General features: G+C 68.8%; 10 protein-coding genes. 5 read left to right on the plus strand and 5 right to left on the minus strand.

All coding sequences use genetic code 11. The annotated features are described in order from the left end of the window. Positions 1-5 precede the first annotated feature (5 nt). Positions 6-974 carry a ubiquinol oxidase subunit II gene (gene cyoA, locus PIGHUM_RS08915; protein WP_124079218.1) on the minus strand — a complete coding sequence of 323 codons (969 nt, stop codon included), beginning with the start codon at positions 972-974 and terminating at the stop codon, positions 6-8. Positions 975-1,298: 324 nt separating this feature from the next. Here cyoA and PIGHUM_RS08920 point away from each other — a divergent pair, with 324 nt between their 5' ends. The 5 genes from PIGHUM_RS08920 (at position 1,299) to PIGHUM_RS08940 (ending at position 6,244) form a co-directional block, all read left to right on the plus strand. Next, a complete protein-coding gene (locus tag PIGHUM_RS08920) occupies positions 1,299-2,606 on the plus strand; it encodes an MFS transporter (RefSeq protein WP_124079219.1) in 1,308 nt (435 codons plus the stop codon). A gap of 86 nt (positions 2,607-2,692) precedes the next feature. Further along, entirely contained in the window at positions 2,693-2,899 is a 207-nt protein-coding gene (locus tag PIGHUM_RS08925; protein WP_124079220.1) for a hypothetical protein, read from the plus strand. A 64-nt stretch (positions 2,900-2,963) separates the two neighbouring features. Then, positions 2,964-3,557, plus strand: a complete 594-nt coding sequence (locus PIGHUM_RS08930; protein ID WP_124079221.1) for a hypothetical protein — start codon at positions 2,964-2,966, stop codon at positions 3,555-3,557. 189 nt (positions 3,558-3,746) lie between these two features. Further along, positions 3,747-5,192, plus strand: coding sequence for a UbiD family decarboxylase (locus tag PIGHUM_RS08935; RefSeq protein WP_160142216.1), 1,446 nt, complete (start codon positions 3,747-3,749; stop codon positions 5,190-5,192). Between the two features lie 74 nt (positions 5,193-5,266). After that, positions 5,267-6,244 (plus strand): Bug family tripartite tricarboxylate transporter substrate binding protein, encoded by a 978-nt coding sequence (locus tag PIGHUM_RS08940; RefSeq protein WP_124079223.1) that lies wholly within the window; start codon positions 5,267-5,269, stop codon positions 6,242-6,244. 61 nt (positions 6,245-6,305) lie between these two features. Here the strand turns inward: PIGHUM_RS08940 and PIGHUM_RS08945 are convergent, their stop codons facing one another. From PIGHUM_RS08945 to recC, 4 genes are all read right to left on the minus strand, one after another. Continuing rightward, positions 6,306-7,763 carry an MFS transporter gene (locus PIGHUM_RS08945; RefSeq protein ID WP_425466699.1) on the minus strand — a complete coding sequence of 486 codons (1,458 nt, stop codon included), beginning with the start codon at positions 7,761-7,763 and terminating at the stop codon, positions 6,306-6,308. A 157-nt stretch (positions 7,764-7,920) separates the two neighbouring features. Then, on the minus strand, positions 7,921-9,999 hold the full coding sequence (recD, locus tag PIGHUM_RS08950) for an exodeoxyribonuclease V subunit alpha (protein ID WP_124079224.1): 2,079 nt from the start codon (positions 9,997-9,999) through the stop codon (positions 7,921-7,923). Then, positions 9,996-13,715, minus strand: coding sequence for an exodeoxyribonuclease V subunit beta (gene recB / locus PIGHUM_RS08955; protein ID WP_124079225.1), 3,720 nt, complete (start codon positions 13,713-13,715; stop codon positions 9,996-9,998). Before recB ends, recD begins: the two co-directional genes overlap by 4 nt. Beyond that, on the minus strand, positions 13,712-17,200 hold the full coding sequence (recC, locus tag PIGHUM_RS08960; RefSeq protein ID WP_124079226.1) for an exodeoxyribonuclease V subunit gamma: 3,489 nt from the start codon (positions 17,198-17,200) through the stop codon (positions 13,712-13,714). The genes recB and recC overlap by 4 nt, the downstream gene beginning before the upstream one ends.

Below are 17,200 nucleotides of genomic sequence, written 5' to 3' on the forward strand. Positions count from 1 at the left end.
CGGCGCTACATGGGCCGGACGGCCAGGGGCGGCGGCGGTTCGAGCGACGCCTGCCGGGGGCCGCGGCAGAACAGGTCGGCCATGTCCCGCGAGCAATTGCTGCCCGGCTGCACGCAGCGGTTCACGATCGCGTCGTACAAGCCCGGGTCCACCGAGCCGTAGCGCTCCACCGGGACGGCCGCGCTGGGCTGTTCGAGCTGCAGATAGGCGGCGCGGTCCAGCGTCTTGCCCGCGGCCTTGCCGGCCTGGACCCATTCGTCGAAGCCGGCCTGCGACAAGCCATGGAACTTGAAGCGCATCTGCGAGAAGCCCGCGCCGCTGTAGTTGGCCGAGAAGCCTTCGTAGACGCCTGGATGGTTGATGACGGCATGCAGGCGCGTCTGCATGCCGGGCATGGCATAGATCTGCCCGGCCAGCGCGGGGATGAAGAAGGAGTTCATGACTGCGGACGAAGTGATCTTGAACTCGATGGGGCGGTCGACCGGAGCCGCCATGTCGTTGACTGTGGCGATGCCCTGCTCGGGATAGAGGAATAGCCACTTCCAGTCCAGTGCGACCACCTGCACCTCCAGCGGCCGGGTGTCGGCGGGTACGAGGCGCTTGGCGTCGAGACGGCTCAGCGGGCGGTACGGATCGAGCTGGTGGGTGCTGACCCAGGTCAGGGCGCTCAGCGCGATGATGATGAGCAGGGGCGCCGACCATATCAGCAGTTCGAGGATGGTCGAGTGGTCCCAGTCGGGAGAGTAGGGCGCGTCGGCGTTGCTTTCGCGGTAGCGCCACGCGAACCACAGCGTGGCGGCGATGACGGGCACGATGATCAGCATCATCAGGCCGGTCGACACGAGAATGATGTCGCGCAGCTGCCAGGCTACGTCGCCGGAAGGCGAAAGCAGCACGGCATTGCAGCCGCCGAGTGCGCCCAGCGGGGGAAGGATCAGCGCTCCCCGCAGCTTCCTGAAGAACGGCACGGACATGCAGCCCCCCTAGTGGGTTGTTCGCGCCAGGCGCCATAGGCCCTGGCGCGATACCGATATTCGAAACCCTACCCTGGAAGATCCGGAAAATCTAGAGTAAAAAATGAAAGCGCGCGCCGGGCTGCCTGTGCCAGGCGGGCGGACCCGTATCGGTCCGCGCGTCGCCGTGCCCATATCCACATCGAGTGGAACTGGCGTATCCTGATTCCCGGCACAGACGCCGGCGCCCGGCGTCGCAGGTTGGCAGCGCTCCCTTCGGAAGGGGCGCAAGTCCTCGCAGACAGTGGTTTTTCGCGGTCATACTTCAACGGAGCGAGCCATCCCATGTCCAGCACCGTGCGGCAATACCCCCCAGGATCCGCCCACGAGGCCGGCCACTCCGACGTCGCCCCGGGAGAGATCGCGGTCGGCGTGGTCATCGGCCGCGCATCCGAGTATTTCGATTTCTTCGTCTTCGGCATCGCCTGCGTCGTCGTTTTCCCGCAGGTGTTCTTTCCTTTCGAATCTCCTCTGAACGGCACGCTCTGGTCGTTCGTGATCTTCTCCTTCGCCTTCATCTGCCGGCCCTTCGGGACGGCGATCTTCATGGCGGTGCAGCGCCGCTGGGGCAGGGGGGCCAAGCTGACGATGGCCTTGTTCATGCTGGGCACCGCCACTGCCGGCATGGCGTTCCTGCCTAGCTATGAAACGCTCGGTCCGGCGGCCATCCTGCTGCTGGCGATCTTCCGCTGCCTGCAAGGCATCGCGCTGGGCGGCTCATGGGACGGCCTGCCGTCGCTGCTCTCGCTCAACGCGCCGGCCGACCGGCGCGGCTGGTATGCAATGCTCGGACAACTCGGCGCGCCGGTCGGCTTCATGCTGGCCGGCGCGATTTTCCTGTACCTGCTCAGCACGCTCGCCAGCGAAGACCTGGTGGAATGGGGGTGGCGCTATCCGTTCTTCGTGGCCTTCGCCATCAACGTGGTGGCGCTGTTCGCGCGTTTGCGGCTGGTGCTGACGGAGGAGTACACCCGTCTGCTCGAAGAGCGCGAGCTGGCGCCGATCCGCGTCTCGGAAGTCATCGACGAACAGGCCTACAACGTCTTCATCGGCGCGTTCGCCGCGCTTGCCAGCTATGCCTTGTTTCATCTCGTGACCATCTTTCCGCTTTCGTGGATCAACCTGCACGGCGAACGTCCGCTCGCCAGCGTGCTGACCGTGCAGATCATCGGTGCGGCCCTCAGCTTCGTCGCCACTATCGCATCCGGCTGGGTTGCCGATCATTTCGGACGGCGCAATACGCTGGCCGCACTCGCCGGGCTGATCGGCCTGTTCGCGCTCTCCGCGCCATGGCTGCTGGGCGGCGGCACGGCGGGAGAAAACCTCTTCATTCTGTGCGGATTCGTGCTGCTGGGCCTGTCGTACGGCCAGGCCTCGGGCACCGTCACATCGAATTTCTCGATGTATTTCCGCTATACCGGCGCGGCGCTCACGGCCGACATCGCCTGGCTGTTCGGCGCGGCATTCGCGCCGCTGGTGGCCCTGGGGCTGTCGATGAAATTCGGCCTGATCGCCTCCAGCCTCTATCTGATCTCCGGCGCCGTGTGCACCCTGGTCGCCCTGAAGATCAACCGGCTCATCGAGACGAACTGAGCCGCCTGCCGCGGCGCGCAAGGCGCCGGGGCGGGCATGGCACTTGCTGGCCAACGCACCATTGGAAGCCGCAATGGAGCGCAAGCATGGCCCCCAACGACAAGACTCCGCCCCCGCCCGAGCCCGATTACGACGCCGCCGCCGAGCGCAGCGGCGAATTGGGCGCCGACAAGCCTCCCTACAAAGACAAACCCATCGGCGCGCGCCGCGAGGCGGACCGCCGGCCGAATCCTGCCGGTCCGGAGTTCGAGGAAGGGGGGCAGTATCCGGGAAAACGGCCGCAGGACATCTGAGCCTCGAGCGCACTGGCCGCCGATTGCGGAGGGCGGCCGCCGAAACAATGAAAAGGAGATCGCCATGTCATTGATCGTCGCAGCACGTTTCGACACGTTCGACCGCGCCGGCCAGGCCGCCGACAGGCTCATGCGGCAGGGGTTTCTGGAGACCGACCTCGATACGTTCTATGTGGGGCCGGCGGGGCAGCACGACCGCTATCCGATAGGCGGGGACCAGCCCACCGATCCCGACGCCAAGAGCGGCGCTTCGGGCGCGGTTGCGGGATCGGCGCTGTTCGGCCTGGTGTTCGCGCTAGTGGGCGGATGGATCGCCGGGCAGTTCGGCCCGGGGCTGTATCTCGTTCTGCTGGGCGCGGCCGTGGGCGCCTATATCGGCGCGTTCATCGGCGCGCTGAGCCTGATCGGGCGACGCCACCAGCGCCGCACAGGCCCCGGTTGGCAGGACAATCCGGAACAGCGCCGCGCGGGAGTGATGCTGGCGGTGCGCGTTCAGCCGGGCCAGGAAGAACCGGCGCGCCGCATTCTGCAGGAAACGGGCGGCATGAGCCTGGAGCGGGCCAACGGACGTTGGGTGGATGGGAAGTGGGAGGACTTCGATCCGCTGGCGCCGCCGCATCGCATTGCCGAAGCGAGCCCTGCTGTCGGCAAGACTTAGTTATCGCCCATATCCGGCCGATTTGCATCGGCCGTCCTTTTTCCTCTCAGTCGAAATACCTGATCTCATGGACCAGGATTATCCCGTATGGTCCATATCCAGGCTTGACATCGGCTTGGTGCGCCTCCTAATATGTTCTTTCAAAAGAAATGTTGTTTCTTTAAAAGAAAAACCAAGAGGCGAATGAGGATGACTGGCAACATGGAGCCGAAGCACGGATTTGACCATTCCGACGATCAATCTTTCCGTTCATTTTTGCGTGCGCTGGAAGAACAGGGCGAACTGATCCGGTTCGCCAAGCCTGTCGATCCGGTGCGCAACATGGCAGCGGTGGAATGGAAAACCTATAACGAACTGGGCAAGTCCAGCCTGTTTACTTCGATCGAGGGGCATCCTGGTTGGACAGCGTGCAGCCAGATCGTGGCCGACCGCCGCAAATGGGCCATCGGGCTAGGTATCGAAGAAGACCGGCTGCTCGATGAAATCCACGCGCGCATCGGCAAGCCTGTGCGCGCCGTGCAGGTTGGGGCGGCCCAGGCTCCCGTCAAGGAGATCAAACTGATCGGCAAGGATGCCGACCTGAACGATCTTCCGGCGATGAAGGTGTCCGAACGCGATGGAGGCCGTTTCATCGCTTCCGGCATTGCCTTCGTGAAAGATCCGGACACCGGAATCGGCAACATGTCTCTGCACCGGCAACAGATCATGGGGCGTGACAAGACCGGCTTCGTCATGCTTCCCCGCCATGCTCGGCGCATCTACGACAAGTACTCGGCACGCGGCGAGGCGACCCCGGTAGCCATGGTGATCGGGGTCCATCCGGCCATTTGGTTCTCGGCCGGGTTTACCACCGGTTTCGGGCTCGACGAGCTGGATTTGGCAGGAGGTCTTCTGCAGCGGCCGGTGCGCACGGTCAAGTGCGAGACTATCGATGTCGATGTGCCGGCAGATGCGGAGATCGTGCTGGAAGGAGAGCTCGTACCGCACAATCATCTGGAACCCGAGGGGCCATTCGGCGAGGTCACGGGTACTTATGCCGATCCAGGCGAGGCCCACGTATTCCGGCTCAAAGCCATCACGCGCCGCCGGGATCCCATCTACTACGCGCTCCATTGCGGCTTTCCCGCCACCGATACCCAATCGACCACCGGCCTGGGCATCGAAGTGGCCTTGGCCGAGCACCTGCGCAAGGTCGACGGTGGACTGGATCTTCTGGACATCCGCTGCCTGACCGTCTCCGGCCTGATGATGGTGGTATTGAAGATGCGTCCCCGGGTGGAAGGCCAGGCGCGGATCGCCTTGATGGCGGCGCTTTCCGGTCCGTATCAGCAGCCCAAGGTCGCAGTAGCCGTGGACGACGACATCGACGCGTCCGACCTGCGCCAGATCATCTGGTCCATTACCACCCGGGTGCATGCGGAACGCGACGTGATCATGATTCCCGGCGCCAAAGTGTTCGGGCTGGACAACATTTCGCCGGTGGTGCCGGGCGTGGAAGCATTCCAGCGCGTAGGCACCAAATGGATGATTGACGCCACCAAGCCGGCAGTGACCATGCCGGCCCAGCGCGCCCGGTTCGACATGGCCCTGCCGCCCAACTACAGCAGCGTGGATTTGCGCGATTTCCTGCCCTGAGCCGGACTGGCTGTCTTTTTCCCGGCGCAGTCCTGGGCCTGTGCCTATTCCCTACGCATTTATTGAGGCTCATCATGATCATGAAGAAGCTGCTGGCGGCGTTCGCCGGTACGATCCTGTTGTCGACGCTGGCGCCAGCGGCACTCGCTGCCGATAGCTACCCCGCCAAGCCAGTGCGGCTGGTTGTAGGCTATTCGCCAGGAGGGCCGTTCGATGTCATCGCGCGGGTTCTGGGCGAAAAGCTGAGCAACATGTGGGGCCAGCCCGTCACTGTGGACAATCGAGTAGGAGCGGGCGGCAACATCGCCTCCGAAGCGGTGGCCCGCGCGCCGGCCGATGGCTATACCTTGCTACTGGCTGCCAACAGCCACGTCTTCAACGGCAGCTTGTACAACAACCTGCCTTACGACCCCATCAAGGACTTCACACCCATCTCCCAGGTGATGTACTACCCCTTGGTGCTGGTGGTGAATCCCAATCTGCCGATGAAGTCGCTCAAGGATTTCGTCGACTACGCCAAGGCGCACCCAGGCAAGGTCATGTTCGGGTCGGCGGGCAATGGAACCCCCACCCATCTGGCAGGGGAGCTGTTCAAGCGTGTAGCCGGCATCGACATCGTGCACGTGCCGTACAAAGGGGCGGGGCCCGCTACCAACGATGTGCTGGGGGGCCACATCGAGGCCATTTTCAACAATCCGGTGTCGGCATTGCCCATGGTCAAGTCCGGCCAGCTGCGCGCATTGGCTACCACGGGCTTGCAGCGCCTGCCGAACGCGCCTGACGCGCCAACGGTGGCCGAGTCGGGCTATCCGGGATTCGAGGCCGGTACCTGGGGGGCGGTCATGGGGCCCGCGGGATTGCCGCCCGGGATTGTCGCCAAGATCGAAACCGACCTGTTGAAGGTATTGAGCATGCCGGACGTGCGCAAGCGCATAGAAGGATTGGGTGTGCAGCCGACCGGCACAACCGCCCAGCAGTTGAGCCAGATCATGCATACCGATCACGACAAGTGGGACAAGGTGATCCGGGCTGCAGACATTCGGTTGGACTGAGGACAGCGTTGCGGCGCGTTTCGAAACCTTCGGGCCGGGCCGGCCAGGTCGCTGGCCCCGCTCATACCGGTCCGGATCCGTCGGCGCCGCCGCCGGGCAAGGGCGGGGCGATCGCTTCCAGCGGCTTGCGCTCGGCGTCCACCCCGTGGCGCAGCGCGCCCAGGCCGGCAGCCGCCATCAGGACTGCCGCCACGGCGTAGCCTGCGGCGACGGCGGCGTGGCTGCCGGTGCCGATCAGCTCGCCGAAAAGGGCCGGGCCGACGAATCCGCCCAGCGCGGTCCCCGCCGCGTAGAACACCGCGATCGCCACCGCCCGCATTTCCAGCGGAAAGATCTCGCTTACCGTCAAATAGGCCGAACTGGCCGCCGCCGAGGCCACGAAAAACACGGCCGACCAGCACCAGGCCTGGCTGCGCGCGTCCAGCCAGCCTTGCGCGAAGGCCCAGCCCGTCAGCGCCAGCCCCAGTCCCGCCGAAACATAGGTGAACGCGATCATGCGGCGGCGGCCGATGCGGTCGAACAGCGGGCCCAGCAGCAGGGGGCCCAGCACGTTGGCGAGCGCGAATGGAAAGACGTAGAGGCCGACGCGGCTGTCGGCCACGCCGTGAAAGCGCGTCAGCACCAGCGAATAAGTGAAGAAGATCGCGTTGTAGAAAAAGGCCTGGGACACCATCAGGGCCAGGGCGACGGCGCTGCGCTTGCGATAGGCGCGCAGCAGGATGCGCGCAACCTGGAGCAAGGAAGGCGCGCGTCCCGCCACCGGCGACGCGCCCTGGACGGCGGGCAGGGCGCCATGGCGCCGGACCGCCTCGGCCTCGATCGCGCGGACGATGCGTTCGGCCTCGTCCAGGCGGCCGTGCGCGGCCAGCCAACGGGGGCTCTCGGGAACGTGGCGCCTGACCAGCAGAATGGCTGCGGCCAGCGCGCCTCCGGCCAGAAAGGCCGCCCGCCATCCCCACACCGGCCCGAGCACGCGCTCGTCCAGCAACAGCAGGCTGAGTCCCGCTCCCAACGCCGCACCCAGCCAGAAGCTGCCGTTGATGGCCAGATTGACCCGTCCGCGCAGGCGGGCGGGAATCAATTCGTCGATCGCGGAATTGATCGCCGCGTACTCGCCGCCTATGCCCAGGCCCGTCACAAAACGGCAGGCGGCGAAAAAAGCGTAGCCGGGCGCGAAGGCCGTGGCCAGGCTGCCGGCCATGTAGATCGCCAGCGTGATGAGGAACAGCCGCCTGCGTCCCAGCCGGTCGGTCATCCGGCCGAAGCCCAGCGCGCCCAGCACCGCGCCGGCGATGTACAAGGAGCCGGACCAGCCGATCTGCGCGGCGCTCAGGGCCAGCGTGTCGCCGCGTTCCAGCACGCCGCCCACGCTGCCCACCAGCGTCACTTCCAGGCCGTCCAGCACCCAGGCGACGCCCAGCGCGACGGCCACGCGTGTGTGCCAGGGCGACCAGGGCAGCCTGTCGAGGCGGTTGGGCAGGTCGGTCTGCATTGCGGCTGCTTCGGAGGGCATCGTCATTCGCCGTTCCTTCCATGGGTAGGCCCATGCCTAAGCAAGCAATGTGCCGTGGGCGCCCACATTTGATACTTTACATAATATACATTATGCGTATATTGAAGCCGGAGAAAGGAGGCGCCTTACTCGCGTAAAAAACGGCGTTTCCCCACTCGTCCATTCACACCGCCAGCCCGCTGATCCTCCGCACCCGTCTCGCCACGGCCTGTTCCAGCGTGCCGGGCGCGCTTTCGATCAGCGTGAACCAGTTTCTTGCGCGCGTGATTCCGGTATAGACCAATTCGCGCGTCAGAATGGGACTGGCCGTGTCCGGCAGCAGCAAGGCCGTGTGCGCGAACTCCGAGCCCTGGGACTTGTGCACGGTCATCGCGTAGACGGTGTCGACGGCATTGAGGCGGCTCGGCAGCGCGAAACGCACGCCGGGCGCGCCGTCGCTGCGCAAGAACGCGACGCGCAGCATGGGGTCGCCGCCGTCGGGCTGCGGCACGCGCAATGCGATGCCGATGTCGCCGTTCATCAGCCCCAGTCCGTAGTCGTTGCGGGTCACCAGCACCGGGCGGCCTTCGTACCAGCCCTGGTCCTGGCCGATCAGGCCGCGCGCCAGCAGCGCGCGCGCGATGCGGGCATTCATGCCTTCCACGCCGAGGTCGCCCTTGCGGACCGCGCACAGCAGGCGAAAGGCGTCGAACGCCGCCAGCACGGCGCCGGCCCAGGCGTCCCAGGCGGGATCGCCCGCCGGCGTGCCGGGCTGAGGACGTTCGGTCTGCATGATTTGCAGATAATAGGCATAGCCGACCGGCCGCGCGGCTCCCGGCGCGGCATGGCCGTCGAGCAGCAGGCGGTCCAGCGCCTGGGCGCGGGGGCTGTAGGCGGCGTAGACATCCGGCTCGGCACGGCCGCCCTCCTCGGCCAGCACGGCGCGCACCGCCTGCGGATCGCCGGCATTGACCGCGCGCGCCAGCCGGCCGATGCCGCTGCCCGCGCCGAAGCGCCGCGAGTGACGCAGCATGACGGTCTGCTGGGCCATGGCGTGCCGTGCCGGATCGCCCGGCAGCAGCCCCGCGCCGTCCAAGGATTCGCCGCTCACGGACTCCAGCCAATGCCGCGTGTCGGGGCTGTAGCGGCCCTCCTCCGCGTCGCGGCACAAATCGCCGAGCACGGCGCCCGCCTCGACCGAAGCAAGCTGGTCTTTGTCGCCCAGCAGCACCAGCCGGGCCCGCGGCGGCAAGGCCGCCACCAGGCTGGCCATCATTTCGACGTCTATCATCGAGGCTTCGTCCACCACCACCATGTCCGCCAGCAGCGGATTGCCGGCGTGGTAACGGAAGTGGCGCGTGTCCGGGCGGCTGCCCAGCAAGCGGTGCAAGGTCGATACGCCGGTGGGGATGGCGGCGCGGACCTCCTCGGCAAGCGGCAGTCGGCCGACTTGTTCGGCAATGGAGGCGGACAGGCGCGCCGCCGCCTTGCCGGTCGGCGCGGACAACAGGATGCGCAGCGGCCGCCCTTGCGCGCACGCGCTCATTTGCAGCAGCGCCAGCAGCCGGACGACCGTGGTGGTCTTGCCGGTGCCCGGACCGCCCGTAATGATGGCGATACGGCCGCGCGCCGCCAGCGCGCAGGCCAGCTTCTGCCAATCGGGCCGCGGCGCATCCGGGCCAGTATCGAACAGGCGGGCCAGCGCGGCGGGCAGATCCGGGGGCGCATCGTCCGGCTGGCGCAGGCGTTCGCGCAGCGCCGCGGCAATGCGCTGTTCGAAGTCCCAATAGCGGCGCAGGTACAGGCGGTCCGCATCGAGCACCAGCGGCCGGCCGTCGTCGCGCCGGCCCGCCGCGGCAGCATCCACCACCAGCGGGCTGGCCGCCGCCAGCGCATCGCGCCAGGCCTGCGCGCTCAGGCCGGCCAGCAGATCCGAGGGCAGCAGCAGTCCGGCGGTGGCTTCGCCTTCGGGCGGCAGAGACAGAGCCTCGTCCGGCCGCTCCAGCGTCAACGCCAGGTCCAGGCAGACGTGGCCGTGGCCCAGTTGATGGCTGGCCAGCGCGGCCGCGACCGCCACCAGCGGCCCGGTGTTGGGCTGGCACTCGTACAGGAAGCCGACGAAGGCGCGGTCCAGACGCCGCAGCCAGCCGTGTTCGACCCAGGCATCCAGTACCGCCAGCAGCGCGCGCGGATCGCGCAGGTGCGGCGAGCCCGCCGCGGGTTCGTCGAAAGGCAGCTCGTAGTTGGCGGGGGCGTCGGTCACTGGTGCTGCCCCATGAAGAGCGCGTCCAAGGCTTCGATCAGCGCGCGCGGCGGGCAGTCGAAGGCCACGCCGCAGGTCGGCGCGCGCGTGCCGCGCAGGAACAGGTAGACCGCGCCGCCCACGTGGCGATCGTAGTCGTAATCGGGCAGGCGCGCCGCCAACTGGCGATGCAGGGCCAGCAGATAGAGCACGTATTGCAGGTCGTAGCGCTTGGCGAGGATCTCCGCCTGCATGGCCTGGGCCGTGTACGACGCATCGGCCGGCCCCAGCCAGTTGGATTTGTAGTCGGCCACGTAATAGCGTCCCTCGTGTTCGAACACCAGGTCCATGAAACCCTTGAACATGCCGTTGAGCGTGTCCGCCTCCAGCGGCGGACGCGGCATGCCGGGCTGGACGTATTGCCGGACCAGCGCGTCGATGCGGCCGACGTCCACGTTGCGGCTGGGAAACCAGAACTCCATCTCGACCTGGTAGGCGGCGAGATCGGCGAAGCGGAAGGACCGCCCTGCTCCCAGCGGCAGGCGTTCCTGCAGCGTGGCGGCGAACCAGCGCGTCAGCGGCGTGATCCAGGCCTGCAGGCCGCGGCGGTTGCAGCGCCGCGCGACGGCATCGGCCAGCCGCTCCGTATCGGCGGCGGCTTGCGCAAAACCTTCGGCGCCGGCCCATTCGAAGAGCCCATGCAGAAAGGTGCCGGGCGCGGGGCCGCGCGGAAAACGATGCATGCCCGTGCCGCTCGCTGCCGGCACAGGCTGCGCCGCATTGAGGGAAAGCACGTCGTCGTCGAACAGCTTCTGGCCGTCCGGGCTTTCCGGACTCAGGTCGCCGTGCCGCTCCGCTGCGCTGCCCACCTCCTCGCCGCCCGTCAGGCTGGCGATGCGCAGGGCACTGTAGGAAGCGATCCACCACGGTTCGCCGGTGGCGGCGGAACGGGTACGGTAAACCGGCGCGCGCGCGCCGGCCGGCGCCGACGCCAGGCGGATGTCGCCGGGCTCCGGCGCGGGCGCCAGGCGCAGGCAGCCGCCGTCCGGATCGAGAGCGGCCAGGACCTCGCCCAGTTGCGCGCTGGCGGCCAGCGGCTCGCCGCCGCCCGCCAGGTAGCCCAGCGCGCAGCGGTGCCAGGCCGACTCCTGCGCCAGGCCGCGCCGGAGGTCGGCCACGCCCAGCCAGCAGGCGTGGCGAGCGCGGGTCAGCGCCACGTACAGCAGGCGCAGGTCTTCGGCCAGACGCTCGCGGTCGGCCAGGAGTTCTTCGTGCTCGTCGGGCGCGATGCTCACCACTAGCCGGCCCTGCGCATCGTGATAGCGCAGCGGCGGCTTGTTCCTGTCGGCCGGGCGGAACGAGCAGGCGAAGGGCAGGAAGACCAGCGGATATTCCAGCCCCTTGGACTTGTGCACCGTCACGACCTTGAGCAGCTCGGCATCGCTTTCCAGCCGCAGCGTCTGCGCTTCGTTGGCCTGGCTGTCCTGCCCGAGATGCCCCGCCAGGTGGCGGATCAGCGCCTGCTCGCCGTCCAGCTCGCCCGAGGCCTGCTGCATCAGCTCGGCCAGGTGCAGCAGGTTGGTCAGCACCCGTTCGCCGTCGGCGCGCCGGGCCAGCGCGGCCGGCAGGCCGAAGTCGTCCATGAAGCGCCGCAGCATGGGCAGCACCCCCTGGCGCCGCCAGATCTCGCGGTAGCCGCGAAAGCGCAGCACCCAGGATTCCCACAGGCGCTCGTCGCGGTTCAGCGCGTCGAGCTCGTCCAGCGGCAGCGCCAGCACGGCGCTGGCCAGCGCCGCCCGCAGCTTCCTGTCGTCGTCCGGCTCGGCGCAGGCCTTGAGCCAGCGCAGCAGGTCGCCGGCCTCGGCGCCGTCGAATACCGAATCCTTGTCGGACAGATAGACGCTGCGCACGCCGCGGCCGGCCAGCTCGGCGCGGATGGCCTGGGCCTCGCCCATGTCGCGGACCAGCACCGCGATGTCGGCGGGGGCGAGCGGACGCAGCACGCCCTCTTCCAGGAAACCGGCCTCGCCGCGCCTGCCCTGCTCCAGCAGCCGCACGATCTCGCCGGCGCACGCTGCGGCCATCGCGGCGCGATAGGCGCCGCCCGCCATGGGCTTGTCCTGTTCGGCCAGCCAGAAGGTCAGCGCCGGGCACGGCACGCCGTCGGCCACCAGGGTTTCGCGCTTGCCGCGCGCGCGCACCGGCACGAACGGCAGAGGGTTGTCGCCGCCTTGCCGGAACAGGAAGGCGCCCTGCCCGGCGGGACGCGCCTCGGCCGCCTCGAACAGCCGGTTGACCGCCGCCACCATGCCGGCGGTGGAGCGGTAATTCGTGTCCAGGCTGTGATGGCGGCCGGCCGTGGCCGCGCGCGCCCGCAGGTAGGTGTGGATGTCGGCGCCGCGGAAAGCGTAGATGGCCTGCTTCGGGTCGCCGATCATCAGCAGCGCGCAATCGTCCCGGTTCTCCGCGACCCGGTAGATCTGGTCGAAAATGCGGTACTGGATGGGGTCGGTGTCCTGGAACTCGTCGATCAGCGCCACCGGAAACTGCGCGCGCACGAGCTGTGCCAGCCGCTCGCCGTTCTCGCCGCCCAGCGCGGCATCCAGCCGCACCAGCATGTCGTCGAAGCCCATTTCGGCGCGGCGGCGCTTTTCCGCATCGAAGCGCCGGCCTATCCAGCGCGCCGCGTGGGCCAGCATGGCGGAATCGGGAGCCGGCAGCGCGGCCAGCCGCGCGGGCAAGTCCACCATGGCGTGCAGCGCCGGATGGTCGATGAGGTGCCCCGGATCGCACACCTCGGCCATGAACGCCGGCGTCAAGCGCTGGAAGCCCGTGCCGAGGTCCAGGGCGGCCTGGCCGGGGTCGGCGGCCCAGGCGGCCAGCTTGTCGAACCAGGGCTGGTACCAGCGCGGCTGGAATTTGCGCGCGTTGACCCGCTTGGCCGCGCAGGCCGCGTCGCACAGGCTGCGCAGTGCTTCGCTCCAGGCCGGCCAAGGCGCCTTGATCCTGGCGAGTTCGGCGTCGCGGGCGGCGAGCGACGCCTGCAGGATGGCCGCCAGCGAAGTCTCGCCCTGCTCGTCGGCCGCGTGCGCGAGCAAGGGCGCGACCCGGCGGCGCAAGGCGTCGGGCGTGCCCCAGTTCGCATCCACCCAGTCCAGCGCCGAACCTTCCAGCCCGTAGCAGTGCTGGCGCCAATAGTCGCGCACGACCTCGGCCAGGAGGCCGCTATGGTCGGTTTCCAGGGTCTGGGTGAACAGGCTGCCGCTATCGAAAGCGTGCTCGCGCAGCATGCGCTGGCACCAGCCGTGGATGGTGGAAACCGCGGCCTCGTCCATCCACTGCGCGGCGACGTCCAGCTTGTGCGCGCACTCCGCCCAGCGTGTTTCGTCGATGTCGCGCCTGAGCGCCCCGATCAGTTCGTCGGGCGCATCGGCCTCGCCGCGGAAGAAACGCGCGGCCTGGGCCAGACGCGTGCGGATGCGGTCGCGCAGTTCCTGGGTCGCGGCGTCGGTGAACGTCACCACCAGGATCTCGGGCGGCAGCAGTTCGCGTCCGAAGCCGGCGTGCTCGCCGCCGTGTCCCAGCACCAGCCGGACGAACAGCGCCGAGATCGTGAAAGTCTTGCCCGTGCCGGCGCTGGCCTCGATCAGCCGGCTGCCGCGCAGCGGCAGGTCCAGGGCGAGATTGCGGGGCGCGCCCCCCGGGGGGCGCTCGTAAGGGCTTAGGGGGGAGCTCATACCTTGCTCCGGGCGCGGCCGGCCGGGCGGTTTTCCATCACGGTTTCCACCAGCGGCAGGTACAGGGTCTCGGCCCAGGCGGCGAAACCGCCGTCCGCCCACAAGGCGTCGAAATCCGGGTACTGGCGCGCCAGGTAGGGATCGCGGCTGTTTTCGCCGGCGGCGGCCTGGGTGCCTTCGAAGGTCTTGCGGGCCTGCGCGCGCGCGGCCTCGCGGTCGGGCAGCTCGGCCAGCCACGCGAACGCCGACCGCACCGCCACCGGCGGTGGTTCGCGCATGCCGGCGTCCCAGGCGTCGAGCAAGGCGCCCAGCCAGGATCGCGCCACTTCAGGCCGGATCGGCGGCAGGCGCAGGTCGCCGTCCGTCGCGGCCAGCGCCGTGGTGAGGTCCAGGCCCATCGCATTGCCGGCCAGGTGCGCCACCCAGGGGCGGACCAGCCGATGCCACTTCGGCTGGCGCTGGTCGAGGCCCAGGGCGTTGGGCACCGCTTCGAGCAGCAAGTGGGCACCGTCCGCGTTGCGCCGCAATCCCGCCAGCCAGCCTGCCAGTTCGATGCCGCCGTGGCGCAGCGCCACGGCTTGCGGCATGGACAAGACCTCGGGCCAGCCGGCACGCAGCGCGCGATGGCGCGCCAGCAATTCCGGCAGGGGCGCGAGCAGCGCCTCGCCCAGCAACCGGCCGAAGCCCGCCAGCGGCAGCCGCCCGCCGCGGGCCAGCGCGCCGGCTTCTTCGCGCAGGCGGGAAAGCGCCTCCTGTTCGTCGCCGGCATCCAGCGCGGCGGCCAGCAGCGCCTCGCTCAGCTGGTAGCGGGCCAGGCCGTCCAGCGCGAAGGGTTCTTCGTCTTCGGCGACCGGATCCGCCTCGTCGAAATAGACCTTGAGCCGCTGGTTGAAGAAGGCGCGCAGCGGATTGCGCGCAAACCCCTGCAAAGAGGCCAGGTCGAGCGCCGCCGCCGAAGGTGGAGGCGGCAGCGGCGGATCGGATGGGGGAGCGGCCGGCGGCGCGTGCACGGCAGCCCATTCGCGGGCGTAGGTGAACCAGGGGCCGTCGGCGGACTGGAAATAGCGCTGGCTGAAAGGCTGCAGCGGATGGACCGTGGTCAGCGCGCGCAGCAGGCCCTGGCCGTCGTCGTCGCCCGCCAGGCGCCATCCGGCGGCGATGTGATCGCGCAGTTGCGCCACCAGCACCGACGGCGGCCGCTCGGCATTGTCGCGTACGCTGCGCCCCACCCAGCTCACCAGCAGCGCGTCGCGCGCCGACAGCAGCGCTTCCAGCAGCAGGTAGCGGTCGTCTTCCCGGCGTGAACGGTCGCCGGGCCGGTAGTCGCCGCGCATCAGGTCGAAATCCGGCGGGGCCTGGATGCGCGGATAGTCGCCGTCGTTCATGCCGAGCAGGCACACCACGCGGAAGGGAATCGCCCGCATGGGCATCAGCGTGCAGAAATTGACCGATCCGGCCAGGAAGCGCTGGTTGAGCCGGCCCCGGTCCAGGCCTTCGAGCCAAGCCTCGCGCACGACCACCAGCGGCAGCGGCTCGCTCAGCCCCGCCCGCTCGCACGACTCCAGCCAGTCTTCGAGCAATTGTTCGAGACTGCCCAGCGCGGCCTCCTCGCGTTCGGTGGCCGGCGCGAAGAACGCCGCCATCAGCCCGCGCAGGCGCTCCCCCCACTCCTGCGGCGATGCGGGCCGGGCGAGCGCCGCGCGCGCCTTCTCCAGGCTGTGCAGCAGCGCGTCCAGCGCGCCGACCAGCGAGGCCTCCAGACCGCCGACTTCGTCATAGGGCTCGATTCCCTGGAACGGCGCGGCCTGGCCCGCCGCGTAGCCCAGCAGCATGCGCCGCAGCCCGAAGCGCCAGGTATTCTGCTCCATTCCCTCGGGCAGCCCCAGGCTGGCGCGCTGCCCGCCATCCACGCCCCAGCGCACGCCCGCTCCCTGCATCCAGCGATGCAGCTGCGGCAGGTCGGCCTCGCGCAGGCCGAAGCGCTGGCGCACCGCGGGCACGTCGAGCAGATCGAGGATCTCGCTGGCGGCGAAACGGCTCTCCGGCAGGCGCAGCAGGTGCTCGGCGGCGATCAGCAGCGGCTCCCGGCCGCGCTGTCCCTGGTCGGCCAGCGTGAACGGGATGCGGCGCGGATCCCTGGCGTCCAGCTGCCCGAACACCGCGCGGATGTGCGGCGCGTAGACGTCGATGTCCGGCACCATGACGATCACGTCGCGCGGACGCAGGCCGGGATCGGCGTCGAAACGCGCCAGCAACTGGTCGTGCAGGATCTCGACTTCGCGCTGCGGACTGTGCGCCAGGTGAAAGCGCACCGAATCGTCGTGCGCGGGATCCACGGGCTCCCATTGCCGGCGGGTTTCTTCCAGCGTGCGCAGGTTCAGGATGTCGTCCTGGAGCTGCGCCAGCAGATGATCGGCCCGCGGCTCGCTGAACAGGTCGATGCGCCGGTCGGTGATGGAAGCGAAATGCTCCTGGTAGCGCTCGGGAATGTCGTAGGTGTCGAGCAGATGGATGTAGTCCCTGCCCTGCTTGCCCCAGGCGGCCAGCAGCGGATGGCCGAAGGCGTGCAGCGCCTCGCCGTCGGCGGGAACCGGCAGGCCCGGCTTGCGCTGCTGGCGCCGGTACCGGTGGCGCAGCAGGTCCTGGTCGGCGACGATGTCGGTCCAGTGATGCTGGCAGGGATTGTGCACGCACAGCAGCACCTGGCAGAACTTGGACAGCGCGGCCAGCGCTTCCAGCGCCTGCGCCGGCAGCGAGGAAATGCCGAACACGATCACCCGGCGCGGCAGGCCGGAAGGCGCTTCGTCCAACTGCGCCAGCCGGGACAGAAAGCGCCGGTGCACCCGCGCCCGCCCCTGGATCAGCCCGTCGTCGCCCAGGTCCGCGAGCACCGCGCGCCACAGCTCGGCCTGCCAGCGTTCCTGCGGCTCCAGCGGCACCTCGCCGCGCCGGGAGGTACGCAGCACGTCGCGCCCCTGCTCCCAATCGGTCAGCCAATCGGCGCGGTACACCTGGTACTGGTCATAGAGGTCGGCCAGGCGCAGCGCCAATTGGTGGCGCTTGCGCATGCCGTCGTCGTCGGCCAGGAAGCGGCGCAGCGGCAGAAAGGCCTCTTGCGCCAGCAGGTCCGGCAACAGCCTCAGCAGGCGCCAGGCGAGCTCGCCCCGTTCCAGGGCGGAAGTCTCGGGCAGGCGGTCGCGCCCCAGCACGGACCGATAGGCTTGCCAGAGGAAGCGCGCCGGCAACTGCACGTCGAGCGCGGCGGCGATGCCGCAGCCCTGCTCGGCGCCCGGCACGCGCGGATCCTCGGCCAGCGCGAACTTGAGCCACTGCGCGATGCCGTTGCTCTGCACCAGTATGGTTTCGTTCTCCAGCGGCGCGAGCGGATAGCGCTGCATCCACGAAACAGCCAGGCCGCGCAGGTCTTCCAGGCGATTGCCATGGACCACCATGAAGCCGGGCGTCAGCGGAGAGGAACGGGGCAT

Origin of the sequence: Pigmentiphaga humi (genome assembly GCF_900606115.1) — a bacterium.
GTDB lineage: Bacteria > Pseudomonadota > Gammaproteobacteria > Burkholderiales > Burkholderiaceae_B > Pigmentiphaga > Pigmentiphaga humi.

Coding starts and splice junctions, on each gene's coding strand:
- recB (WP_124079225.1), bottom strand. CDS start 13,715: ATGAGCTCCCCCCTAAGCCCTTACGAGCGCCCCCCGGGGGGCGCGCCC.
- PIGHUM_RS08930 (WP_124079221.1), top strand. CDS start 2,964: ATGTCATTGATCGTCGCAGCACGTTTCGACACGTTCGACCGCGCCGGC.
- PIGHUM_RS08940 (WP_124079223.1), top strand. CDS start 5,267: ATGATCATGAAGAAGCTGCTGGCGGCGTTCGCCGGTACGATCCTGTTG.
- cyoA (WP_124079218.1), bottom strand. CDS start 974: ATGTCCGTGCCGTTCTTCAGGAAGCTGCGGGGAGCGCTGATCCTTCCC.
- PIGHUM_RS08935 (WP_160142216.1), top strand. CDS start 3,747: ATGACTGGCAACATGGAGCCGAAGCACGGATTTGACCATTCCGACGAT.
- PIGHUM_RS08945 (WP_425466699.1), bottom strand. CDS start 7,763: ATGACGATGCCCTCCGAAGCAGCCGCAATGCAGACCGACCTGCCCAAC.
- PIGHUM_RS08920 (WP_124079219.1), top strand. CDS start 1,299: ATGTCCAGCACCGTGCGGCAATACCCCCCAGGATCCGCCCACGAGGCC.
- PIGHUM_RS08925 (WP_124079220.1), top strand. CDS start 2,693: ATGGCCCCCAACGACAAGACTCCGCCCCCGCCCGAGCCCGATTACGAC.
- recC (WP_124079226.1), bottom strand. CDS start 17,200: ATGCCCCGTTCCTCTCCGCTGACGCCCGGCTTCATGGTGGTCCATGGC.